The organism is Nocardia sp. NPDC058705 (assembly GCF_042749305.1).
Lineage (GTDB): Bacteria > Actinomycetota > Actinomycetes > Mycobacteriales > Mycobacteriaceae > Nocardia.
This window is the reverse complement of the sequence record NZ_JBHYRN010000014.1, coordinates 34,449-57,184: the sequence shown is the minus strand read 5'-3', so window position 1 is coordinate 57,184 and position 22,736 is coordinate 34,449. Positions and strand designations below refer to the sequence as shown.

Sequence of the window (22,736 nt, the reverse complement as noted above, 5' to 3'; positions counted from 1 at the left end):
CTAGACCGGAACCGGCACCGAGACCAGCAACGACGACAGCACACCCTCGGTGCTCACCCCGTCGAGCTCGGCCTCAGGACGCAACTGCAGACGATGCCGAAGTACCGCCATCGCAACGGTTTTCACGTCATCGGGGGTCACATACGCGCGGTTGTTGAGCCAGGCGAAGGCGCGGGCGGCGGCCAGCAGCGCGGTCGCGCCACGGGTGGACGCGCCGTGGGCGACGGCGGGGGAGGAGCGGGTGGCGCGGCACAGGTCGACGATGTAGGCCAGCACCTCCGGGCTCACCGCCACCTCGCCGACGGCCGCGCGGGCCGCCGCGATGTGTTCGGGCCCGGCGACCGGCCGCAGCCCGGCGGCGCCGAGATCGCGCGGATCGAAGCCGCTCGCGTGGCGCTGCAGGATGCGGAACTCGTCGTCGCGTTCGGGCAGCCGGATGTCGACCTTGAACAGGAACCGGTCCAGCTGCGCCTCGGGCAGGGGATAGGTGCCCTCCTGCTCGATCGGGTTCTGGGTGGCGACCACCACGAACGGATCGGGCAGCATCCGCGGCTGGCCGTCCACCGAAACCTGGCGCTCCTCCATCGATTCCAGCAGCGAGGACTGGGTTTTCGGTGGGGTGCGGTTGATTTCGTCGGCCAGCAGCAGGTTGGTGAACACCGGGCCCTTGCGGAAGGTGAATTCGGCCGAATGCGGGTCGTAGATCTGCGATCCGGTGACATCGCCCGGCATCAGGTCCGGGGTGAACTGCACGCGCGCGTGGTCGAGTGCCAGCGAGGTGGCCAGCGCGCGCACCAGCAGCGTCTTCGCCACGCCAGGAACACCTTCCAGCAGCACGTGGCCACGGCACAGCAGTGCCAGCACCAGGTACAGCACGGCCTGATCGTTGCCGACCACCGCCTTGCCGATCTCGGTGCGCAGCGCGGCCAGCGCCGCCGCAGCTTCCTGTGCGCTCGGGGTTTTGTTGAGAACAGCGTTGTCAGTCATCCGAGCTCCGTCTCGATCCATTCGAGGTGTGCGGCAATGTAATTGAGGGTCGTCTCGTCCGGCACATCGCCGAACAAAACAGTGCCGATCTGCTGAGCGGGTACGCCGAGGCGGCTCGCCACGGTGTCGACGAGCTGATCGTTGGTGTGCTCACCGCCCAGTCGTCGCTTGACTCGGCGCAAAGTCGCGGCGCGCAGGATGTGCGCCACGTGGGCCACGTCGCCGGACCGGCGATACAGCCCCGCCTGCCCGGCGAGCAGTTCGTTCGCGGGGACCTCCACCGGGCGCGGCTCGCCGACCAGCGCGCCGCGCCTGCGCGCCCGCCACCAGATCAGCGCGAGGAAAGCGAGCAGGAACTGCAGGCCGCCGAACGCCAGCCAGCCCGGCAGGCGGGTGAAGATCGAGTCCTTGCCGCTGCCGAAATCGAGGTCGCTGTCCGTGTCCGGCCCCTCGGGCGGATCCGGCGCGGGCGGCAGGTCCGGTGTCTGCGGCGCGGTGGGGGCGCCACAGGACTGCATGGTGGCGTAGAGCAGCAGGGCGATGGCGAGGCAGGCAGCCAGCGCTGCCCAGAAGCGGGGGTTGCGCAAGAACGCGGGCATCGGCGGAAGTTGCCTGCGCGACTTGGGTTCTCGTTCGACGACCTCGAGTTCGACCGGGTCGAGTACCGGCGGTGGTGCGGACTGGGAGTACCGGTCGGCGTATTCGAGGCGGCGGTACTCGTCCTCGGTGGCGGAGCGTCCGCCGTAGACGACCTCGTCGAAACTCTGTGCCGCCGGGTGTAATTCGGTGGAGTGTTCCATCGGAAGTGCGGTGGACGCGTCGTCGGCGGTCTCCTGCGCCGTGCGCGAGCGGCGCACCGGCAGGCTGCCGTCCTGTTCGAGTCCGCGCAGTACCGCACGGAAGCGTTCGCGGAGCGCACGGTCGTAATCGCGTCGGCCTGCGGCGTTTTCGGCTGCGGCACGGTGTTCGGCGGCGGCACCCAGGCGCGGCTGCGGTGGCACACCATCCGGGAATTCGGTCACCGGCGCTCACTCGGGATTCGGATGTCCATACCCTCTCGGACACAGCGCCGACTGATGTAGCTGAGCGCGCGGCTGGTCGCCTCAACGATCTCGCTCACTGTCACCACCAGCAGAAATCCGCCGACGAGCAGCGTGATGATCGCCCACCGGTGGGTGCCGGAGAAATCGGAGAGGAAGAACGGAATACCGAACGCGGGCACCGCGAGCACCGCGAAGATCAATCGCTGAGTCAGCCACAGACCCGCGGTCGACCAAACAGCGCCGTCCATGAGCATCTTCGAACGGGCAACGCCCACACGGAAACCCGCATGCTCCGCGATGATCACCGGCTCGGTCACGAACCGCCGCGCCCGCACGTTCGAAAGCCAGATCAGCGCCAGCGGATAGGTGATCACCAAAATGCTGCCGAGCAGCAAAACCCCGATCCCGGTGAGCGTGAACATGATCTGCGCCAGCACCAGCGCCGTCGCCTGCCTCGCCGCAGCCCGCAATCCGTCCAGCACGCCGAAACGCACCCCATGGAAATCAGCGAGCGCGATAGCAACAGTCGAACCCCGCAAGACCAGCCGCACCACCCACATGCACACCGCAGTCGCCAGCACCGCACCCCACGCCGTCCCCGCATCGGACCCATCGGTGAGGTGCGAAACCAGCCCGGTCAGCCCGAGCACCACCAGCACAGCGATCACCAGCGCCCCACCGCCGAGCACCGCGAAGGCCCGAATATGCGCCTGGATCAGCGCGAACGGCTCATCGAGCAATTCGCGAAAACGCAAGGGACGGATCGGCACCGTAGGCGGCACGACCGGCCCCGGCGCAGGCACCGGTGCCGGATCAACTCCCGCCCCAACAGCGCCAACCGTGTCAAGGGCAGGTCGCACGGCCCCGAGTGTAGTCAATCGAGGCCGAACCGCCCGGCCGATGCGCCCCCACCGCCTCCACAGCCCGGGTCAGGCCGGCGGGATGCGCTGCGACCGATGCTGACACCCTGGGTCGGGTCGGCAGGATGCGTAGCGACCGGTGTCTACATCCTGGGTCGGGTGGATGCGCAGCGACCAACGTTGTCCACATCCCGGGTCGGGTCAGCATGGATGCGCAGCGACCGAGATGCGTACATCCCTGGGTCGGGTAGTCACCAGGCAGTCTCTACCAAAGGGGCCCGCCCCGATCTGGACTGACCGGAGGGTGCGACGAAGGAGTACCCGGAGGGAGGGAAGATCGGGGCACCGGAGGGCCCCGCTCGAGCGCGCCAGCGCTCCAAAAACACAGCAAAGGTACACCCACCCGGGCCCGGTAAACCGCAAGCCGAACCGCCCCGGTCCAGGTTTACCTGTTGTCCCCCACCAACGCATCCAACCGAGGCAAAGCAACCTGCGTCGGCTTCAATCGCCCCCGCAACGTGACCGATTCCCCGAGCACCCACTGCTCCGACTCCGAATCAGCCGCCGCCGCGAGCGTAGTAGCCGAGCTCAACAACCGTTCCTCATACTGCTTCGACAGCTCACACAACCGAGCAGCTTCGTTCACCGCATCCCCGATCACCGTGAACTCATACCGATTGTGCGTCCCCACATTCCCCGCCACGACCCGCCCCGCCGCCACCCCGATCCCCGCATCGAGATCCGACGCATCACGCAGCCGACGCTGAATCGCCCGACCACACGACAGCGCCGAACCGGCCAGGTCGTCGAGCGGCGCGGGCGTACCGAACACCGCGAGCGCCGCATCACCCTCGAACTTGTTGAGCAGCCCACCGTGCCGCTCCACCTCGTCGACGACGATGTCGAAGAACCGGTTGAGGATCCCGACGATCTCGGGCGCGGGCAGGGTGGCCGCCATCGTGGTCGAGCCGATGATGTCGATGAACAGGGCCGCGGCCTCGGTTTCGGTGCCGCCCAGGACCGGCTGCGAGGCGATCGCCGCCATCGCCACATCGTGGCCGACGTGCTTGCCGAACAGGTCCTCGATCATGGCCCGCTCGCGCAGACCGTGCACCATCGTGTTGAAACCACTCTGGAGCTCGCCGAGTTCGGTGCCGTCGTAGAGGGCGATCTCGGCGTCGAGGTCACCGTTCTCCACGCGGCGCAGCGCCTGGCGCACACCCTTGATCGGGGCCACCGTCGCCGCCACCACCTGGGCCATCAGGATCAGGCCGAACAGCAGTGCCGAGCCGCCGAGGCTGAGCATGCACACCGCGAGCCTGGCTTTGCTCACCGCGGGATCGGCCAGCGCCCACACCGCCACCGTCATCGACAGCGCCACCGGCACCCCGACGCCGACGAACCACGACAGCATCGTCCGGCCGAACACGCCGATGCCGCGGCGGCGGTGCGGGTCGGCGGCCAGCACGCGCGCGGTCACCGGACGCAGCGCGAATTCGATGATCAGGTAGCTGTTGGCGCACACGACGATCGCCGCGGCGCCGATCGCGAGAACGACCTTGGGGATCAACGCGGGTTCGAGCGCGCCGTAGACGACGGTGAGCGCCGTCAACGTCAATGTCCAGAGCATGGCTTGTTGCAGGACCATCCAGCGCGGCGCCGATACGGTGACCTGCTGTTCGGCAGGGGTCGGGATGTGCTCGGTGTCGGTGGCCCAGCGCATCGACCGCACCCCGGCCACCGTGCCCCACACGGTGCCGATCGCGAGGGCCAGACCCGCGCACACCGGCGTGAAGACGCTGTTGACCAGCAGGAGTTCGCGGGTGAACACGGTCGGACCTGGCAGCACGAAGCCGGCGAGTACCACGACCATGGTGATGCCGATGAGATTGGCGATGAGCAGCGGGATGGTGAGTAGCAGCTGCACTCGAACGCGGCGGGCGGCCGACTTCTCGTCGACCGGTCCGAGCAGCGGGGAGCCCCACGGCGCTGATCCTGCCGCGCCTGCGGGTCCATCGCGGTTGATCACCTATGAACTGTAAACCGGTCGGGCCGTTGCGAGCTACGGAGTTGCGTAGGTCACTGAGTGGGTCTTGTGGCTATACCAACTGGTAGTGGGTGTTTTTGTGAAGATGCAGTGGGGTGGGGGTAGTGGGGCTGTGCACAGGGGGTTCGGGTGTACAAGTGTCCACTCGCGGATGTCCTCAGCGGGCGGGCGGGAGCTGACGTCGACTGCCTGGGAGTTCGTTGGCCGGGCCGCCGGGTAGCTGGCCGTGGGTGTCGGCTTCGGGTAGGCCGTTGCCTTGGCCGGCCGGCAGCGCGGTGTAGTTGGGGGCCTGCTGGTACTGGCGGGGGTCGGGGTGGAAGCGGCTGGCGGGGGCGTCGACCACGTTCGAGGCGATTTGGTGGGCGTAGGGCTGCTGGGGGTAGGTGCCGGGCTGGAGGAAGCCCTGGGTGGGCTGGGCCTGGAGTTGGTAGCCGGCGGGGAGCTGCTGCTGGGCCGCGGAGTCCTGGGTGTCGACGGTGACCTTGCGGGTGCGGCGCAGGGTGAAGGTCACCTCTTCGACCTCTTCGAAGGCCTGGCGGGCGGTGCGCATGGGGTGGGTGGCCGAGTCGAAGGCGTTGGCGACGAACGACGGGACGAGCGGACGGATCCAGCGGGCCGCGGTATCGGTGAACGGCACCGTCCCGATGATCGGCAGCTCCAACCCGCCGCCACCGGCCGGCGGCTGCGGTGCGGGTGCCTGCGCAGGCACGAGGGCGCCCGCCTGCGGTTGGCCCTGCGGCAGTGCGTGCTGGGCGTATCCGGCGGGCAGCTGGGATGTCACGTTCGGCTCCAGAGACACGGAGTCGTCCTTTCGATGCGGCTCGGCGAAACCGAGCTCGAAACCGCCGATCGCGGCGATGATCCTGGTGCGCTGACGTTCTCGATCGATCACGGTATCGGCTTCGATGGCCAGTTGCGCGGCGGTGAGCTCGTGTTCGGCGCGTAGCGCGGCCGTTTCGGTGCGAACCTCGGCGCGTTTCACGGCGATCGCGGCGTCGGCTTCGCGCTGGGCACGGTCGGCGGCGTCGGCCGCGTCGACCCGGCGGTCGAGGGAAGTTTCCCCGCGCCACCAGCGCAGCAGCAGCGGAAGCAGGGACAAGACCACTCCGGCGAGCAGAATCAGCAGTCGCAAGAACGCGCCGCCCGCATGCGAGGTGGTGTAGCTGTTCATCGCCAGCCAGCGGGCGCCGAGACCACGGTCGCCGTCGGCGAACGCGGTGGTCCTTGCGGCGGCCAGAGCGGCCGATTCGGTGCGAACCCGCTGGTCGAGGCCTTCGACGCGGCCCTGTGCGGCGGCGAGTTGCTTGCGGGCGTCGTCGAGCATGTCGTTGGCGGTCCGGGTTTCCGGACCGGGGCCCGGTACGCCGGTGATCCTGGTCTGCGGGCATTCGGGAGTGGGGTTGTACTCGCACCGGGCGATCACCAGCGCGCGGTCGATGTCGGCCTGCGACTTGGCGATGCTCAGGTCGAGTGCGCCACGGTCGGCGGTGGCCAGGTCGAACGAGGTGCGCGCGGCGACCACCGCTGGCGCGTTCTCGGCGCTCGCCTGGGCGCGCACATCCAGTTCCCGGTCGACGGTTCCGCCGAGCAGCACGGTCGCGGCGAGTTCGGCAACGAAGACGCCCGCCAGCACGCCGACTCCGATCCTGGCCACCAGGCCGAACCGGTCATCGTCGCCGCCGGGGCGAGTGGTCGCCAGCGCCCGTCCGAGCGCTCCGGCGGCGACCATGACGACCAGCGCGCACAGCACCGCGCCGAACACGCCGCTAGCGGCGGCGAGCAGGGCGGACAGGCACACCAGACCGGCGATCACGGCGAACAGCGCGACCGCAGCACCGGTGACCAGGTAGCGGCTCTGTTCGTGGTGCAGAGCCAGGTCGGCACCCGTTTCGGGATCCCGGCGCCGGGGCGAGGCGAGGCCTCCGCCGAGCCAGGTGAGTAATCCGGTCATGAGTTCTCCCCGGGTCGTGCGCTCCACTGACATGGCGAAACTATCGAAACTGGCATGGATTCGTTGTGTCAGCGTGACAGGCCCGGCGCCGACACACCGAGTGCCGAGGCGGTGCTTGTGGTCAGCCTCACAGTGGAACGTCGAGGGCATCGGGCGAGCGGAGGCATTTCCGGGCCGACCTCGGCGTGTCGTACGCGGCGAGCCGGGCCGTATCTCCACTGGCGCCCATTTTGTGTCCAAAGACACTGCCAGAAGTTAGCCAGAGGTGTGCTGTGACGCACATAACGCAATACAGACCGTACGGTCGGCTGACTGGCGCGCTAGTGGGGGCCCGTGTCGGGAATATCTCACCGTCCGCACCCCCGGTTAGCGGAGGTGAGAGGTTTGACCAGGGCACTATCCGGGAAATCTGCTGCGATGCAGGTGGGTTCGGCTTTCGGTCCCGTGCCGAAGGCTGATCGGACTCTGCTCGTCGACGGTGTTCACGCAGGTGAACGCGGGTTGTCCGGGATCGATCCGGGCTCCGGTCTGCTTTACACTGGACGACGCGCGCGACGATGCAAGCAGCCGTTACAAACCCCAGCTAGACGGGGTACTTAGCACAACCTTAGTTGGTTGGGTCTGCGGTCTGACTTATCGTTTGCTCTTACGCCGAACGCACCCATGTTCGGCACAACCACCTGTTCGAGGTCCGGTGAAACCGGGCCAAGAGTAGCGGGTGAAACCCCGCGCAGAGGTAAGGGACAAGTAAGCATCCCGTTACCTCTGAGCACCCCAACTACGTCAACGCCGGAGACCACCATCGCCGCTGGTTTTCGAATCGTACGGACGCAGTCTTGACGGAGGCGAAACGACGAAGGGCCCACGCTCAGCTTGCTGGGTGGCCGACATCGACAGCCGACTTTCTTGAAGGCAGAGGCATGACGCAACTTCCTGGCCACAGGTCACCCGGAGTCACCGGGCTCTACGATCCGGCATTCGAGCACGACGCCTGCGGCGTCGCGTTCGTTGCCGACATGCACGGACGACGCAGTCGAGACATCGTCGACAAGGCCATCACGGCCCTGCTGAACCTGGAGCACCGCGGTGCTGCGGGTGCCGAGCCGAACTCCGGCGACGGCGCGGGCGTCCTGCTGCAGCTCCCGGACAAGTTCTTCCGTGCGATCCTCGCCGACGAGGGTGCCGCGTTCGAGTTGCCCCCGGAGGGCTCCTACGCCTCCGGTATCGCCTTCCTGCCGCAGGCCCGTCGCGAAGCCGCGCGTGCCGCCTACGGCGTCGAGAAGATCGTCACCGAAGAAGGCCTGGCCGTGCTCGGCTGGCGCGCGGTGCCGATCGACGAGTCGTCGCTGGGCGCACTGGCCCGCGACGCGATGCCGACCTTCCGGCAGATCTTCATCGGTTCGCCGAAGAACTCCGCCGAGCAGCTCTCGGGCATGGACCTGGAGCGTCGCGCCTACGTGATCCGCAAGCGGATCGAGCACGAGCTCGGCAAGTCGGGCCCCGGTGAGGGCACCGTCGGCAAGGAATCGGTGTACTTCCCGAGCCTGTCCGGCCAGACCTTCATCTACAAGGGCATGTTCACCACGCCCCAGCTGCGTGCGTTCTACCTCGACCTGCAGGACGAGCGCGTCGAGTCGGCCATCGGCATCGTGCACTCGCGCTTCTCCACCAACACCTTCCCCTCGTGGCCGCTGGCGCACCCGTTCCGTCGGGTCGCCCACAACGGTGAGATCAACACCGTCACCGGTAACGAGAACTGGATGCGCGCTCGCGAAGCTCTGCTGCGCAGCGATGTGTTCGGCAAGGACGAGGCGGGCAAGAACCGGCTGCAGAAGATCTTCCCGGTCTGCACCCCCGGCGCCTCCGACACCGCGCGTTTCGACGAGGTGCTCGAACTGCTGCACCTGGGCGGTCGCGAGCTGCACCACGCCATCATGATGATGATCCCCGAGGCGTGGGAGCGCAACGAAAACCTCGACCCCGAGCGGCGCGCGTTCTACGAGTACCACTCGATGCTGATGGAGCCGTGGGACGGCCCGGCGGCGGTCTGCTTCTCCGATGGCACCAAGATCGGCGCCGTGCTGGACCGCAACGGTCTGCGCCCGGGTCGCATCTGGGTCACCGAAGACGGTCTGGTCGTGCTGGCGTCCGAGGTCGGCGTCCTCGACATCGACCCCTCCACCGTGGTCCAGAAGATCCGCCTGCAGCCGGGCAAGATGTTCCTGGTCGACACCGAAAAGGGCCGCATCGTCACCGACGAAGAGGTCAAGTCGGAGCTCGCCCAGGCGCAGCCCTACCAGCAGTGGCTCGACGAGGGCGTCAGCCGTCTCGCCGACCTGCCCGACCGCCCGCACGTGCACATGTCGCACGACCGCGTGCTGATCCGTCAGCAGATCTTCGGCTACACCACCGAGGACCTGAACCTGCTGATCACGCCGATGGCCAAGACCGGCGGCGAGGCACTGGGCTCGATGGGTACCGACACCCCGATCGCGGTGCTGTCGAACCGGTCGCGGCTGCTGTTCGACTACTTCTCGCAGCTGTTCGCGCAGGTCACCAACCCGCCGCTCGACGCCATCCGCGAGAAGGTCGTCACCAGCCTCAAGCGCAACCTCGGCCCCGAGGCCGACCTGCTGCACCCTGGCCCTGACTCCTGTCGTCAGATCGCGCTCGAACAGCCCATTCTCGACAACGACGAGCTGGCCAAGCTCGTCCACATCAACGACGACGGCAGCCAGCCGGGCCTGCGCTCGGTGGTCGTACGCGGTCTGTACCCGGTCGCCGAGGGCGGCGAGGGTCTGCGCAAGGCGCTCGAGGCCATCAACACCCAGGTCTCGGCCGCCATCGACGGTGGCGCGCGCATCATCGTGCTGTCCGATCGCGAGTCCAACGAGAAGCTGGCGCCGATCCCGTCGCTGCTGCTCACCTCGTCGGTGCACCACCACCTGGTGCGCGAACGCACCCGCACCATGGTCGGCCTGGTCGTGGAGGCCGGTGACGCCCGCGAGGTGCACCACATGGCCCTGCTGATCGGTTTCGGCGCCGCCGCGATCAACCCGTACATGGCCTTCGAGACCATCGAGGACATGCTCGAGCGCGGTTCGCTGCAGATGCTCGCCTCGACCGGCGATCACGGAGGCGATTTCCGCAAGGCCGTCGCGAACTACTGCACCGCGGCCAGCAACGGCGTGCTCAAGGTGATGTCGAAGATGGGCATCTCCACGCTGGCCTCCTACAACGGCGCCCAGCTGTACCAGGTCATCGGCCTGGCCCAGGATCTGGTCGACGAGTACTTCACCGGTCTGCGCTCCCCGCTGGGCGGCATCGGCCTCGACGAGATCGCCGAAGAGGTGGCCATCCGCCACCGCGTCGCGTTCCTGGAGAACCGCAACGAGCGCGCGCACCGCGAGCTCGAGGTCGGTGGCGAGTACCAGTGGCGTCGTGAGGGCGAGTACCACCTGTTCAACCCGGACACGGTGTTCAAGCTGCAGCACGCCACCCGCACCGGTCAGTACTCGATCTTCAAGGAGTACACCAAGCTGGTCGACGATCAGTCCGAGCGCCTCGCCGCGCTGCGTGGGCTGTTCAAGTTCAAGTCGAACCAGCGCGCCTCGATCTCCATCGACGAGGTCGAGCCCGCCAGCGAGATCGTGAAGCGTTTCTCGACCGGTGCGATGAGCTACGGCTCCATCTCGGCCGAGGCGCACGAGACCCTCGCGATCGCGATGAACCGCATCGGCGCCCGCTCCAACTCGGGTGAGGGCGGCGAGAGCCCCGCTCGCTTCGAGGTCGAGGAGAACGGCGACTGGCGTCGTTCGGCGATCAAGCAGGTCGCGTCGGGTCGCTTCGGCGTCACCGCGCACTACCTGACCAACGCCACCGACATCCAGATCAAGATGGCCCAGGGTGCCAAGCCGGGCGAGGGCGGCCAGCTGCCCGCGCACAAGGTGTACCCGTGGGTCGCCGAGGTGCGTCACTCCACGCCGGGCGTCGGCCTCATCTCGCCGCCGCCGCACCACGACATCTACTCGATCGAGGATCTGGCCCAGCTGATCCACGACCTGAAGAACGCGAACCCGCAGGCTCGGATTCACGTGAAACTTGTCGCGGAGCCGGGCGTCGGTACGGTCGCCACCGGTGTGTCCAAGGCGCACGCCGACGTCGTGCTCATCTCGGGCCACGACGGCGGTACCGGTGCTTCGCCGCTGACCTCGCTCAAGCACGCGGGTGGACCCTGGGAGCTCGGCCTCGCCGAGACCCAGCAGACGCTGCTGCTCAACGGCCTGCGCGACCGCATCGTGGTCCAGGTCGACGGTCAGATGAAGACCGGTCGCGACGTGATGATCGCCGCCCTGCTCGGCGCCGAGGAGTTCGGTTTCGCGACCGCGCCGCTCGTCGTCTCGGGCTGCGTCATGATGCGCGTGTGCCACCTCGACACCTGCCCCGTCGGCATCGCCACCCAGAACCCTGTTCTGCGTGAGCGCTTCACCGGCAAGCCGGAATTCGTCGAGAACTTCATGATGTTCATCGCCGAAGAGGTCCGTGAACTGCTCGCCGAGCTCGGTTTCCGCACGCTCGACGAGGCCGTCGGCCGGGTCGACCTGCTCGACACCGCCAAGGCCAAGCAGCACTACAAGGCCGCCAAGCTGGACCTGTCGCCGATTCTGGACATGCCGGAAACGGCGTTCATGAACCAGAACACCCGGTGCACCACCACCCAGGACCATGGTCTGGACAAGGCTCTCGACAACGAGCTGATCGCGCAGAGCGCCCCCGCGCTCGAGCGTGGTCAGGCGGTCAAGATCGAATCCAAGATCACCAACGTGAACCGCACGGTCGGCACCATGCTCGGCCACGAGGTGACCAAGCTCTACGGTGGCGCTGGCCTGCCCGACGACACCATCGACATCACCTTCACCGGTTCGGCGGGCAACAGCTTCGGCGCGTTCGTCCCGGCCGGCATCACGCTGCGGGTGTTCGGTGACGCCAACGACTACGTCGGCAAGGGTCTGTCGGGTGGCCACATCGTGGTCCGTCCGTCGGCCAGCGCGCCGGAAGCCTTTGTGGCAGAGGACAACATCATCGCGGGCAACGTGATCATGTTCGGCGCCACCAGCGGTCGCATCCTGATCAACGGTGTCGCGGGCGAACGCTTCGGCGTGCGTAACTCCGGTGCCACCGCGGTCGTGGAGGGTGTGGGCGACCACGCGCTCGAGTACATGACCGGTGGCCGCGTGGTCATCCTCGGTGACACCGGCCGCAACCTCGGTGCAGGCATGTCCGGCGGTGTCGCCTACGTCTACGACCCGGAAGGCAAGCTCCCCGAGCGCGTCAACCCGGATCAGGCCGAGGCGATCGAGCAGCTCTCCGGTGACGACTTCACCTGGCTGCGCGACATCATCACCACCCACCGCGACGAAACGGGATCGGCTGTGGCCGAACGCATCCTGAGCGACTGGTCCCAGCAGGTGAACCACTTCGTGAAGGTCATGCCCCGCGAATACAAGAAGGTTCTGCTCGCCATCTCCGAGGCCGAAAAGGCCGGCAAGGATGTCGACACCGCGATCATGGAGGCGGCTCGTGGCTGACCCACAGGGATTTTTGAAGCACACCTCGAGGGAAACCCCGGCCCGTCGTCCGGTCGAGCTGCGACTGCTGGACTGGAAAGAGGTCTACGAGGAGAAGAAGTTCTCCCAGGACACTCTGAAGACCCAGGCCAGCCGCTGCATGGACTGCGGAATTCCCTTCTGCCACCAGGGTTGTCCGCTCGGGAACCTGATTCCCGAATGGAACGACCTGGTCTACAAGGGTGCGTGGCGCGAGGGCATCGACCGCCTGCACGCCACCAACAACTTCCCGGAGTTCACCGGCCGCCTGTGCCCGGCTCCGTGTGAGGCGTCGTGCGTGCTCGGCATCAACCAGGAGCCGGTCACGATCAAGCAGGTCGAGGTCGAGCTGATCGAGAACGCCTTCGACGAGGGCTGGGTCACCCCGGTGTACCCGACTCGCCTGACCGGCAAGAAGATCGCCGTCGTGGGTTCGGGTCCGGCGGGTCTGGCCGCCGCCCAGCAGCTCACCCGCGCCGGTCACACCGTGACCGTGTTCGAGCGTGATGACCGCATCGGCGGCCTGATGCGCTACGGCATCCCGGAATTCAAGATGGAGAAGTCGGTCATCGACCGTCGTCTGGCCCAGATGGAAGCCGAAGGCACCATCTTCAAGGCGGGCGTCAACGTGGGTGTCGACATCACCGCCGAGCAGCTGCGTGAGCGTTTCGACGCGATCGTGCTGGCCGGTGGCGCCACCATCGCCCGCGACCTGCCGATCCCCGGGCGCGAGCTCGACGGCATCCACCAGGCGATGGAGTTCCTGCCGCTGTCCAACCGGGTCCAGCTCGGTGACGACATCGCCGACGAAGAGGGCCTGCCCCCGATCCACGCCAAGGGCAAGAAGGTCATCATCATCGGCGGCGGCGACACCGGCGCCGACTGCCTCGGCACCTCGCACCGCCACGGCGCCGAGTCGGTTCACCAGTTCGAGATCATGCCGCGTCCCCCCGAGGAGCGCGCCGGCTCGACCCCGTGGCCGACCTACCCGCTGATGTACCGGGTCGCCTCGGCACACGAAGAGGGCGGCGAACGTCTGTTCTCGGTGAACACCGAGCGTTTCGTCGGCAAGGACGGCAAGGTCACCGGTCTCGAGGCCCATGAGGTCAAGATGGCCAACGGCCGCTTCGAAAAGGTCGAAGGCACCGACTTCACCCTCGAAGCCGACCTGGTCCTGCTGGCCATGGGCTTCGTCGGTCCCCAGAAGCCGGGTCTGCTCACCGATCTCGGCGTCGGCTACGACGGTCGCGGCAATGTCCAGCGCGACAAGAACTGGGCCACCAACATCCCCGGCGTCTACGTCGCCGGTGACATGGGCCGCGGCCAGTCCCTGATCGTCTGGGCCATCGCCGAAGGCCGCGCCGCCGCCTCGGCGGTCGACAAGTACCTCGAGGGCGAAACCGCGCTCCCCGCGCCGATCCCCCCGACGGCTGTCGCCCAGCGCTGACCGCTGAAACACCAAGACGCCCGCGAACTTCGGTTCGCGGGCGTCTTGCGTTGTGGCACTTCATATCCGGGGCACGAAGATCGGCAATCAACCCCCGAAGCATGCAAAGATTACGGAGATTATCTTACAGACTTCCAGTTCGTGCGGGCTTAGTGTGCTACAGTGATGTCTGGAGGTGGTTGCAATGGATCATGAAATCGGCGTTGATGAAGAGGTCTATCAGGCCCTTGCGCGACTTCGTCAGGGGTTCGAACTGCCCAATGACGTGTTGCGGCGAATCCTGCTGGTCGAGAAGCCTCCGAGGGTGACCGACCCAGTGCCGGAGGCGGTCCCGCGTGTCGGTCGGTTATCGACGCTTGTCGATGCCGGGTTGATCGACGTCGGAGATCAGTTGCGGCATGAGCGGGTCCGTAAGGGACAAGTGCTTGTCGGTGAGGTGACCGAAGGTGGTTCGATCAGAACGGTGAACGGTGTCTACAGCGCACCCTCGCCTGCGCTGAAGGGCTTGGTCGGAACCGATATCGACGGTTGGCACAACTGGATTCACGTTCGGTCGGGCAAGAGTTTGCGTGAACTGCGGTCAAACCTCTAGGCCGACGATGCCTGGACACGAAAGAACCGACCGTCCCTCCCTGGTGCGGGAGTGGACGATCGGCCATGTAGTTCGATACTAGCAGGGGGACCTGAGATCGGCACGCAACCGCTTGTAACCAGCTACGCCAAGCCGTACAAGACCTTGCCGGAGCAGGTCGCTCTACTCCGCCACCGGGGGATGACGATCAATGACGAAGCCGCCGCGACCGCACAGTTGCTCGCGATCGGCTACTACCGGCTCAGCGGGTACTGCTACACCTTCCGCGAGCACGCTGTGCCATGTGCGACCACATGTAACTGTCCTCGACGCAGCGACAACTTCGTCCCCGGGGCATCGCTCGAAAAGGTGGTCGAACTGTACGAGTTCGATCGGATGCTGCGATTGCTCGTCTTGGACGGGATCGAGCGGGTCGAGGTCGCGTTGCGCATGCGATTGGGATATGTCGTCGGTGCGGGCGGTGCGTTCGCGCACCTCGATCCCGTTGCGCTCGACCCCGCATTCACCCGCTTCGATGGAGACCGTCCGCTTGCCAGCGGGCCGCATTGGCTCAATAGCGAGCATGCGAAATGGTTGTCAAAGGTTACATCGGAAGCGGATCGGTCGAAGGAGGACTTCGTCGCCCACTTCAAGGCCAAATATGGTATGCCACTGCCGATTTGGGTAGTTACCGAGCTCCTGACCTTTGGCAGCCTGGTTACGCTGATCGGTGGGCTGAAACCGCGACACAGGAGTCTGATCGCCGAGACGTTCGGAATCTTCGATCCCGACTGCGATGGTGATGGTGCGGCACTGGCGAGTTGGATGTCGAACCTCAACTACATCCGCAATGTGTGCGCCCATCACGGCAGGCTGTGGAATCGGAACATCGCGGTTCAACTCGGTCGCCTGGACACCGCTCCTGAACTCATCCACGCCTCAGGTCCCCGTCCCAAGTCCAGGGTTTACGCGTCTTTGGCACTGCTCGCGTTCCTGACTGCGCGCATCGACACGGCTTCGACGTGGCGGTCGCGGGTGATCGATTTGGTGACTGGAGAATTCGCCGATCTCGGCTTGCCGGTCGGGCAGATGGGGTTCCCCAGCGGGTGGCAGAACGAGGGAATCTGGGCGGCGGGCTATCTTCCGCCTGCGGATCCTGTCGATCCCGAGCATCGGGAAGTGTTGCGGCACTTCGAATGTGTCGGTACCGCCGCGGCAGGCATATGCCTCGACGTCAGCAGTGAGGCGAAACGTAGGTCGAGCGCCGTGCGATTCTTGCGGTCGCGCAACCAACTGCTGGGGTTGCCGGTCGGCAAGTCGCGCCGGTTCCCCACCTTTCAGTTCGACACCGATCCGGGTGGCCTCCACCCGGAGGTAGGCCGAATCAATTCAGCGCTGGAGGCGGAAAAGCGTCCGTGGGATGCGGCGCGCTGGTGGATCAACGCCAATCCGGGTGTCGACGGCGCGGTGCCGATGACGCTGTTGGGTTCTTCCGGGGACCGCGTACGACTGCTCGCGGCCACCATCACAGTGGATGACGAAGCCGGGACTCGTCGGATGAGGGTCGACGAGCTTCCCCAGCCCTGATCTTGCGCGCTCATCGAGCCTGCGGGCGTCATTTTTTGTCATTCCCCCCACACGTGGCCTTTGCGGCCCCGAATCCACACGCGCTACCGGATACCTGCGGGTTTGCGGGGAATGTGCGTAGGGGGGTGAACGGAGAAGGGCTGCAACGGGTTCGGTACCCGTGCAAAGGACATGGCTGATCTCCCCTGCAGCACATAGACTTTCCGTGTAGAGGTGTACGGGAAGATCCGAGGGGGAGCTGTGCCGTTGCCACCGGAAACGCTGGCGAACCTTCGCCGGGCCGCCGAGCGCGGTGACGGTACCGCCATGCACAATCTTGCCCACTTCTACCATGACCACAGCGATTTCGAGGCAGCCGAGCACTGGTTCCGGCGCGCTGCCGCGGCCGGGCACACGCGCTCGATGAACAACCTCGCCGTGCTGCTGGATCAGTTCGGTGAACTCGACGAGGCCGAATCCTGGTACCGCCGTGCGGCGGCCGCGGGCAACGCCAACGCCATGTTCAACCTGGCCACCATGCTCTACCAGTGCGGTGACCGCCGTGATGCCGAAACCTGGTACCACCACGCCGCGATGGCGGGCCATGTCGACGCCATGTACAACCTCGCGCGCCTGTTCGAGGACATGAACCGCCTCGACGACGCCGAGGCCTGGTACGGCGAAGCCGCCGACCACGGCGACATCGACGCCGTCAACAATCTCGGCATCCTGCTGCGCCGCCGCGGCGCCACCACCGAGGCCCGCCGCTGCTTCCGCCGCGCCGCCGACCTCGGCCACCCCCGCGCCATGGCCAATCTCGCCGCGCTCCTGGAATCCCAAGGCGCGCACCGCGAAGCGCAGACCTGGTACCGCCGCGCGGCGGGCTGATCGCACTATTGCGTACCCATCGATGGGAACTCCCATGCGATCGATTCAGCGATGCTTGCGAAGAAACCGAATCTAAAGTTCGCCCGGTAATCGCTGAACGGTGCAATCACGCAGTGATCACCGGTTATAGCTGGCAGCAGCGAATCGCAGTGCTGGTTACTGAAAAGTATTGATACCGAGCGGTTTACCAGCAACCATCAGCAAACATATTGTGCGACAGCTAATTTCCGGCGTTCGACATGCGGAGAATAGCTCGGGGGTATAACGTCTCGTTTCGATCGATAGTCGATGCGGTACGGGGGGCTCGGTGAATTCTCTTGATGGGTGTTTGAAGCGCATCATGGATATCCCCGGGGCCCGCAGTGTGACGCTGGTGGACGGCGCGAGCGGCTTGGCGGTAGCCGGTACCGGGGAACGTCAAGGCGTCGACGAGCACGAGGACGCCGCCGGGACCACCGATGTGGTGCGGGCCGTGCTCGGATGCGCGGCGCTGGGTAGCGCCGACGACGACCTCACCGAGATCGTGGTGTGCCGGACCAGCGGATTTCACCTCTTACACCTGGTCGACGGCGATTTCGACGGCCGGCTGTTCGTACACGTCTTCTTCGACGGCGGCACCGGCAATCTCGGCATGGCGCGCTATCAACTCAGGTCCGCTTTGGAAGAGTTGACGGGCGGGGATCGATGAGCGTCGCGCTCGCCGATGAATTGCACAGACTCGGTGCGGAAGGTTCGACGGGAGTATTGCGGGCCGGTGACGGCGAATTCCATCTGGTCCGCGGCGCTATCGCGTCGGTCGGTTGCGGGCGCACCATCGGACTCGACAGATTGGTGGTCGAGGCGGGTGTAGCAACGGCGGAGGATTGGCGACGCGCGGGCGCGGGCGACCCCGGTCCGCTGCTGGACGAACCGCAACTGGAAACCCTTGCACTGCTGTCGGTTTTCGATGCTGCCTACTTTTTGCTGGCTTCGGCGGCGGAGCCGGAATTCCGTCCGGCGCCCGAACATTGGCTGGCTCCGGTCTGCCATATCGCCCCGCGCGCGCTTGTTCACGAATGCGAACGCCGCACCGACAACGACCACGGCCCGTGGACCGCCGACCTCGTGACGATGGTGCCGGTGGTCCCGGCGCGCCGGATCAAGCGAAACCAGGTGGTACTCACCGGAAGTCAGGCCGAGATCCTCGCTGCCGCCGACACCCGCCGCAGCATCGCCGACATCGCCCGCGACCTCGGCCGCACCACCTACGGCTGCCTCGTCGCCGTGCGCGACCTCACCGCGGCCGGGCTGATCGAGCCGCCGGAACCAGTGGCCGAACCCGTGCAGCGGCCGGGCAGGCATCTCGCCTTGGCACCCGAACCCGCTGCGACACTCACACACGTGCCCGTACTGCCGCGACGGATCCCGTCCGGCAGCGCGGGACCGGCCGGGATCCCGCACCGGGGCACCGGCGATCGACCGGGCAGGCACGCGATCGACGAGGAAGCGACCGCGACCGCCCACTACCGCGGCACCCATGCCGGCGCTTACGAACCCGAGCGCTGGCAGCAGGTCGACCGCGAAACACTCATCCGGCTCAGGGCGGCGTTGGAGGAGCTTGCGTGACCGTGCGGAAGAAACTGCTCGGTGATTGGAGGGGAAGGTTGACCAAAGTGGCGATGACGGCGCCCGAACCAAGGGAACCGCAGCACTATCCGCAGGTACAGGCCGAGCTGCAGTCGTTGCGCGAGCGGCTACCGCAGCTCACCGGCTCGCTCGTGGCGTCCAGCGACGGACTGCTGATCGAGCACGACCTCCCCGCGCATATCGAACCCGCCGGGATGGCCGCGCTGTCGGCGGCGCAGTTGTCGCTGTCGTATCGGCTGGCCAACACCGCGCACGGTGGCGGGTTCAGCGAGGTCGTCGTGCACGGCACCGAGGGGCAGGTGGTGATCTACGCCGCCGGCTACACCTCGCTGACCGTGCTCGCCGGGCCGGATTGCAATGTCGGGCGGCTCCACCTGGAGTCGCGACCGGTAGCTCGCGCCATCGCAGGCCATCTGGCCGCGGCGCACAACGAATGAAAGGCACAACATGTCGAATATGGATCTGGCACTCAAGGACATGATGGTGATCGACGGCGCGATCGGCGCCGCGATCGTCGACTACAGCAGTGGCATGGCGCTCGGAATGCTCAGCAGCAGCAAGGCACTCGACCTGCAGGTCGCCGCGGCGGGCAACACCGAGGTGGTGCGGGCGAAGATGCGTACCATCGAGCAGCTCGGCCTCAACGAGGAGATCGAGGACATGCTCATCACCCTGGGCGGGCAGTACCACGTGATCCGCCCGATGACGGGTCGCAAGTCCAAGGGGCTGTTCCTCTACCTCGCGCTCGATCGCGGCCGGGCGAATCTGGCGCTGGCGCGGCACAAGCTCAAGGGCATCGAAGAAGACCTGGAGGTGTGAGTTCGCCGGTGGGGGGTGTCGGCGGTGCGGTTCGGCCGCCGATATTTCCGTCACTGCGCGGCGAAATGAACGCTGAGACAACAGTTCGACCCGTGCTGTTCGCTATGGCACGAGACAATGTCGGTGCGTCGAGTCACAAGATCACAGCGTCATGTGGCACGGCGAGGTCCGTACGCCTATTGTGATTCGCGGCGAGGTCTGGGGCCACAACGTCAGTTATCGGGGTTTGCTCGTTCAGCGACGAGCAAGGTTGGACTGGAGCGGTATGCAGTTGAAGAAGGTTGTCGCAGCTCTGGGAGCGTCCGCGGCGATGATGTCCGGAATTGTTGTCGGCAGCACGAGCGCGAATGCGGCGCCCGCCTGCCCGAGTCTGTATGTGGTGGCCATTCCCGGCACCTGGGAAACCGGCCACGAGAAGACCCCGGGCCCCGGCATGCTCGCCGGCGTCACCAGGGGCCTACCGAGCAACACCGACGTCGACTACGTCACCTATGCCGCCACCGCGTTCCCCTGGGAGGGCGACGTTTACGGCAACTCCAAGAAGCAGGCGATCGACGCCGCCCGCGGACTGATCAGCGCCAAGCTGGCCTCCTGTGGCAACACCAAGGCCGCGATCGTCGGCTACAGCCAGGGTGCCGACGCCGCGGGCGATCTGGCCGCCGAGATCGGCACCGGCATCAGCCCGATCCCGCAGGACCGGGTCGCCGCCGTCGGCCTCATCTCCGATCCTCGCCGCTCGCCGACCGATATCCAGGTCGGTCCGCACGCCCAGGGCGCGGGTGCCGGTGGCGCTCGGCCGGGTGGATTCGGGTGGCTCAGTGACCGCACGCGGACGATCTGTGCGGTCGACGATCTGTACTGCGCCACTGCCACCGACGATTTCGTGACGCGGTTCGCGGGGTTCCTCGCGCAGAGTTCGGATGCTAATCCGGCCAACATGTGGCGCTACCAGCTCGAGGCTGGGGCGATTGTGAACGACCTGATGTCGTTCGGTGGTATCCCGACGCTGGGGGCGCAGTTGACCGACGCTGCGAATCAGAAGCGGGCCAAGGATCTGGAGGAGTTCTACCGGTCCCAGGCTCACACTTTGTACGGCAGTTACTCCGTGGGTGGCGGTCAGACTGCCATCACCTGGATGCACAACTGGATCGCTCAGCAGGCCTGAGGTTTTCGTTGAGAGCCCGGTACCGCTCTGGCGGTGCCGGGCTTCTTTGTGTCGCAGAACTGTGGGGGTTTGGGTCGTTCGTGAGCGGGTTGGTGCGGCAGGGCTTCGGGGTTTGGGTTGTACCCGGGCGGTTGTCTGGCAGAGCTTCGGGGTTTGAGTGGTTCCGGGGGGTTGGGGGCTGTGTTTGTTGGAGCGCTAACTCGCGGCCGGGCCGCTACGCCGCTTCGCGGCGGCCCTCCCTAGGGGTCGGGCGTGGGGGCTGAGAGTGCGGTCATGGCGGATCTGGGGTGCACCGTGTGGTTGGGGTGCGGTCATGGTGGAACTGGGGTGTGCGCTGTGATTGGTGGTGCGGAGGGTGGGGGATTCGGGTGTGTGGTTGTGGTGGAATCAGGGGGTTGTTCGGGACATGGCTCGGGGGAGCAGGTTCCAGACGTGGGCGTTTTCGTTGATGGTGGCTGCTGTGCGGGGTCCCTTGCGGGAGTAGAGGATTCGGGTTATCGAGCAGTAGTCGATGGGGAAGGTGAGGGGGCGGGGTAGGCCGAGGATGTCGGCGAGGAGGACGTTGATCACGCCGCCGTGGGCGAAGGCTACGACGGTGTCGGTGGGAGTTGTTGTGGCGACCAGGGTTTCGATGGCGGTCAGTACTCGCTGGGTGAAGGCGGGGCCGTCGATTTCCAGGGGGAAGTGGCCTGCCTTGATGCGGGCGTAGGCCTGGGCGAAGTCGGTTTTCGCGTCCTCGATGGGGATGTAGGCGGGGAGGTCGCGGTCGTACTCGGCTAGGTCGTCGATGATGTCGATCGGGAGGTCGCGGGCGGTCGCGGTGGGGAGGGCGGTGTCGCGGGCGCGGCGTTGGGGGCTGCTGACGATGCGGCTGATGTCGTGTGCGGCCAGCGCGGCGGGCACGCGGTCGGCTTGGCTTCGGCCGATGTCGGTGAGGCCGGGGTCGGCGGCGGTGGACTCGCCGACTACGCGTTCGGGTTGGGCGTGACGCACGAGTATCAGCTGCACGTCCAACACTCTGCCCTATTCGCCGGAAACTACGGCTCGGGGTCGATCTCCTCGCGGCCGGTGATGTCGGCGGTGTCGACGATGATGATCTCGCGGTCGGCCTCGGTGAGCACCTTCAGGAAGCCGGGCGGATTCTCCATCACGTACCCCTCGATCAGGCCGTTCTTCGTCTGAATGTGTTCCAGCGATACCCAGGGGTCCTGGACGATCGCGGCCAGTGTCATCGCGGCGCAGGTGACGATCACCGCGGAACTGCGTAGGAACCAGTGCTCGAAACTGGCCCCCTCGGGATCTCGACGGCCGAGCCGGAACAGCACGTACAGGATCAGCCCGATCAGCGCGGCGGCACCGAGCACCCACCACAGCCGATACGTCCACAGCAGCGCCACGGTGAACAGGCTGACCGTCATCAACCAGGTCAGGTTGCCCGCGTTGGTCCAGCTCGGTCTGCCGAGCCGGAGCTGATGGATCACTGCCGTCGGCAGCAGCAGGGCGAGGGCGACACCGCCGAGCACGGGGCTCGCCATCATCGTGCCGACCACCATGGCCACGACGTCGTCGACGCCGATCGTGCCCGCGATCGAGAACGCGGAGTTCCAGTCGTAGTCGGTGACCGCGAACAGCCGCAGCAGCAGGAACAGCACGGCAAGTCCGGTCGCCGAGAGCCCCTTGGCGAACAGGTGTTCGTTCGAGGACTCGCGGGGCTGCCTCGTCATCGACCGAGGGTATCGCCGCGAGTCCTCCGCTCAGGTCAGGACTGGCCGTAAGGCGGCTGGCCGTAGGGCGGCTGTCCACCCTGCGGGCCGTTGAACGGCGGCTGGCCACCGTTGTGCGGCGGCTGGTCGTCCTTCTTCTTGTTCTTGAGCAGGTAGATGCCGCCGACGATGAGCACCACGATGACCAGGCAGCAGATGCCGCCGATGATCAGGAAACTGCTGTTCTTCTTTTTCTTCTTCGCCGCGAGTTCGGTTGCGGTGTTGACAGCGTCCGAACTCGCCAGGACGTCGAAACTGCTGGTGAGCAGGTGCGGATCGACGAGGGCGGCCGTGGTCAGCAAGTCCAGATACATGTAATCCCATCCCGATAGGTGTTGGTGGCCCGACATCCTCCCGGTGCCGGAACTCCGAGAGTAACCGTCTCGCCGGAGCTTTC

General features: G+C 66.4%; 18 protein-coding genes. 10 read left to right on the top strand and 8 right to left on the bottom strand.

What is annotated here, in order from left to right; all coding sequences use genetic code 11:
- From ACFW6D_RS17780 to ACFW6D_RS17760, 5 genes are all read right to left on the bottom strand, one after another.
- Positions 1 to 987: an AAA family ATPase gene (locus tag ACFW6D_RS17780; protein WP_379329383.1), complete on the bottom strand. Its 987-nt coding sequence runs from the start codon at positions 985 to 987 to the stop codon at positions 1 to 3.
- Positions 984 to 2,009, bottom strand: a complete 1,026-nt coding sequence (locus ACFW6D_RS17775) for a DUF4129 domain-containing protein (RefSeq protein WP_379329381.1) — start codon at positions 2,007 to 2,009, stop codon at positions 984 to 986. Before ACFW6D_RS17775 ends, ACFW6D_RS17780 begins: the two co-directional genes overlap by 4 nt.
- Positions 2,006 to 2,890 (bottom strand): hypothetical protein, encoded by an 885-nt coding sequence (locus tag ACFW6D_RS17770; RefSeq protein ID WP_379329379.1) that lies wholly within the window; start codon positions 2,888 to 2,890, stop codon positions 2,006 to 2,008. Before ACFW6D_RS17770 ends, ACFW6D_RS17775 begins: the two co-directional genes overlap by 4 nt.
- Before the next feature lie 445 nt (positions 2,891 to 3,335).
- The gene (locus tag ACFW6D_RS17765) at positions 3,336 to 4,919 is read right to left on the bottom strand and encodes an adenylate/guanylate cyclase domain-containing protein (RefSeq protein ID WP_379329377.1); all 1,584 of its coding nucleotides are present in this window, start codon (positions 4,917 to 4,919) and stop codon (positions 3,336 to 3,338) included.
- Between the two features lie 175 nt (positions 4,920 to 5,094).
- Positions 5,095 to 6,888, bottom strand: coding sequence for a DUF4407 domain-containing protein (locus ACFW6D_RS17760; RefSeq protein ID WP_379329375.1), 1,794 nt, complete (start codon positions 6,886 to 6,888; stop codon positions 5,095 to 5,097).
- Positions 6,889 to 7,808: 920 nt separating this feature from the next.
- On the opposite strand from ACFW6D_RS17760, the gene gltB reads away from it, so the two are divergent.
- The 10 genes from gltB to ACFW6D_RS17710 all read left to right on the top strand — a co-directional run bounded on the left by gltB (position 7,809) and on the right by ACFW6D_RS17710 (position 20,576).
- Positions 7,809 to 12,476: a glutamate synthase large subunit gene (gene gltB, locus ACFW6D_RS17755; protein ID WP_379329373.1), complete on the top strand. Its 4,668-nt coding sequence runs from the start codon at positions 7,809 to 7,811 to the stop codon at positions 12,474 to 12,476.
- The gene (locus tag ACFW6D_RS17750; RefSeq protein WP_379329371.1) at positions 12,469 to 13,941 is read left to right on the top strand and encodes a glutamate synthase subunit beta; all 1,473 of its coding nucleotides are present in this window, start codon (positions 12,469 to 12,471) and stop codon (positions 13,939 to 13,941) included. Before gltB ends, ACFW6D_RS17750 begins: the two co-directional genes overlap by 8 nt.
- A 184-nt stretch (positions 13,942 to 14,125) precedes the next feature.
- On the top strand, positions 14,126 to 14,533 hold the full coding sequence (locus ACFW6D_RS17745) for a hypothetical protein (protein ID WP_379329369.1): 408 nt from the start codon (positions 14,126 to 14,128) through the stop codon (positions 14,531 to 14,533).
- A gap of 51 nt (positions 14,534 to 14,584) precedes the next feature.
- The gene (locus ACFW6D_RS17740; protein ID WP_379329367.1) at positions 14,585 to 16,099 is read left to right on the top strand and encodes an Abi family protein; all 1,515 of its coding nucleotides are present in this window, start codon (positions 14,585 to 14,587) and stop codon (positions 16,097 to 16,099) included.
- A gap of 240 nt (positions 16,100 to 16,339) precedes the next feature.
- Complete coding sequence (locus ACFW6D_RS17735; RefSeq protein WP_379329365.1) at positions 16,340 to 16,966, top strand: tetratricopeptide repeat protein; 627 nt, start codon at positions 16,340 to 16,342, stop codon at positions 16,964 to 16,966.
- A gap of 340 nt (positions 16,967 to 17,306) precedes the next feature.
- Entirely contained in the window at positions 17,307 to 17,654 is a 348-nt protein-coding gene (locus ACFW6D_RS17730; RefSeq protein ID WP_379329363.1) for a hypothetical protein, read from the top strand.
- The gene (locus ACFW6D_RS17725) at positions 17,651 to 18,571 is read left to right on the top strand and encodes a hypothetical protein (protein WP_379329361.1); all 921 of its coding nucleotides are present in this window, start codon (positions 17,651 to 17,653) and stop codon (positions 18,569 to 18,571) included. The genes ACFW6D_RS17730 and ACFW6D_RS17725 overlap by 4 nt, the downstream gene beginning before the upstream one ends.
- A complete protein-coding gene (locus ACFW6D_RS17720; protein ID WP_379329359.1) occupies positions 18,568 to 19,029 on the top strand; it encodes a roadblock/LC7 domain-containing protein in 462 nt (153 codons plus the stop codon). The genes ACFW6D_RS17725 and ACFW6D_RS17720 overlap by 4 nt, the downstream gene beginning before the upstream one ends.
- Before the next feature lie 10 nt (positions 19,030 to 19,039).
- On the top strand, positions 19,040 to 19,411 hold the full coding sequence (locus ACFW6D_RS17715) for a hypothetical protein (protein WP_379237406.1): 372 nt from the start codon (positions 19,040 to 19,042) through the stop codon (positions 19,409 to 19,411).
- A 265-nt stretch (positions 19,412 to 19,676) separates the two neighbouring features.
- Positions 19,677 to 20,576 (top strand): cutinase family protein, encoded by a 900-nt coding sequence (locus tag ACFW6D_RS17710; protein WP_379329357.1) that lies wholly within the window; start codon positions 19,677 to 19,679, stop codon positions 20,574 to 20,576.
- A 387-nt stretch (positions 20,577 to 20,963) separates the two neighbouring features.
- Here the strand turns inward: ACFW6D_RS17710 and ACFW6D_RS17705 are convergent, their stop codons facing one another.
- Genes ACFW6D_RS17705 through ACFW6D_RS17695 form a run of 3 tightly spaced genes read right to left on the bottom strand, consistent with a single transcriptional unit; the run spans position 20,964 to position 22,653 of the window.
- Complete coding sequence (locus tag ACFW6D_RS17705) at positions 20,964 to 21,584, bottom strand: histidine phosphatase family protein (RefSeq protein ID WP_379329355.1); 621 nt, start codon at positions 21,582 to 21,584, stop codon at positions 20,964 to 20,966.
- Between the two features lie 29 nt (positions 21,585 to 21,613).
- Positions 21,614 to 22,300 carry a hypothetical protein gene (locus tag ACFW6D_RS17700; RefSeq protein WP_379329353.1) on the bottom strand — a complete coding sequence of 229 codons (687 nt, stop codon included), beginning with the start codon at positions 22,298 to 22,300 and terminating at the stop codon, positions 21,614 to 21,616.
- Between the two features lie 35 nt (positions 22,301 to 22,335).
- Entirely contained in the window at positions 22,336 to 22,653 is a 318-nt protein-coding gene (locus tag ACFW6D_RS17695; protein ID WP_379329351.1) for a hypothetical protein, read from the bottom strand.
- Positions 22,654 to 22,736: the final 83 nt, after the last annotated feature.

Excerpts from the sequence above, each read along its gene's own strand:
- ACFW6D_RS17780 (WP_379329383.1), bottom strand. The coding sequence starts at position 987 with ATGACTGACAACGCTGTTCTCAACAAAACCCCGAGCGCACAGGAAGCT.
- ACFW6D_RS17760 (WP_379329375.1), bottom strand. The coding sequence starts at position 6,888 with ATGACCGGATTACTCACCTGGCTCGGCGGAGGCCTCGCCTCGCCCCGG.
- gltB (WP_379329373.1), top strand. The coding sequence starts at position 7,809 with ATGACGCAACTTCCTGGCCACAGGTCACCCGGAGTCACCGGGCTCTAC.
- ACFW6D_RS17745 (WP_379329369.1), top strand. The coding sequence starts at position 14,126 with ATGGATCATGAAATCGGCGTTGATGAAGAGGTCTATCAGGCCCTTGCG.
- ACFW6D_RS17730 (WP_379329363.1), top strand. The coding sequence starts at position 17,307 with ATGGATATCCCCGGGGCCCGCAGTGTGACGCTGGTGGACGGCGCGAGC.
- ACFW6D_RS17725 (WP_379329361.1), top strand. The coding sequence starts at position 17,651 with ATGAGCGTCGCGCTCGCCGATGAATTGCACAGACTCGGTGCGGAAGGT.
- ACFW6D_RS17715 (WP_379237406.1), top strand. The coding sequence starts at position 19,040 with ATGTCGAATATGGATCTGGCACTCAAGGACATGATGGTGATCGACGGC.
- ACFW6D_RS17710 (WP_379329357.1), top strand. The coding sequence starts at position 19,677 with ATGCAGTTGAAGAAGGTTGTCGCAGCTCTGGGAGCGTCCGCGGCGATG.
- ACFW6D_RS17700 (WP_379329353.1), bottom strand. The coding sequence starts at position 22,300 with ATGACGAGGCAGCCCCGCGAGTCCTCGAACGAACACCTGTTCGCCAAG.
- ACFW6D_RS17695 (WP_379329351.1), bottom strand. The coding sequence starts at position 22,653 with ATGTATCTGGACTTGCTGACCACGGCCGCCCTCGTCGATCCGCACCTG.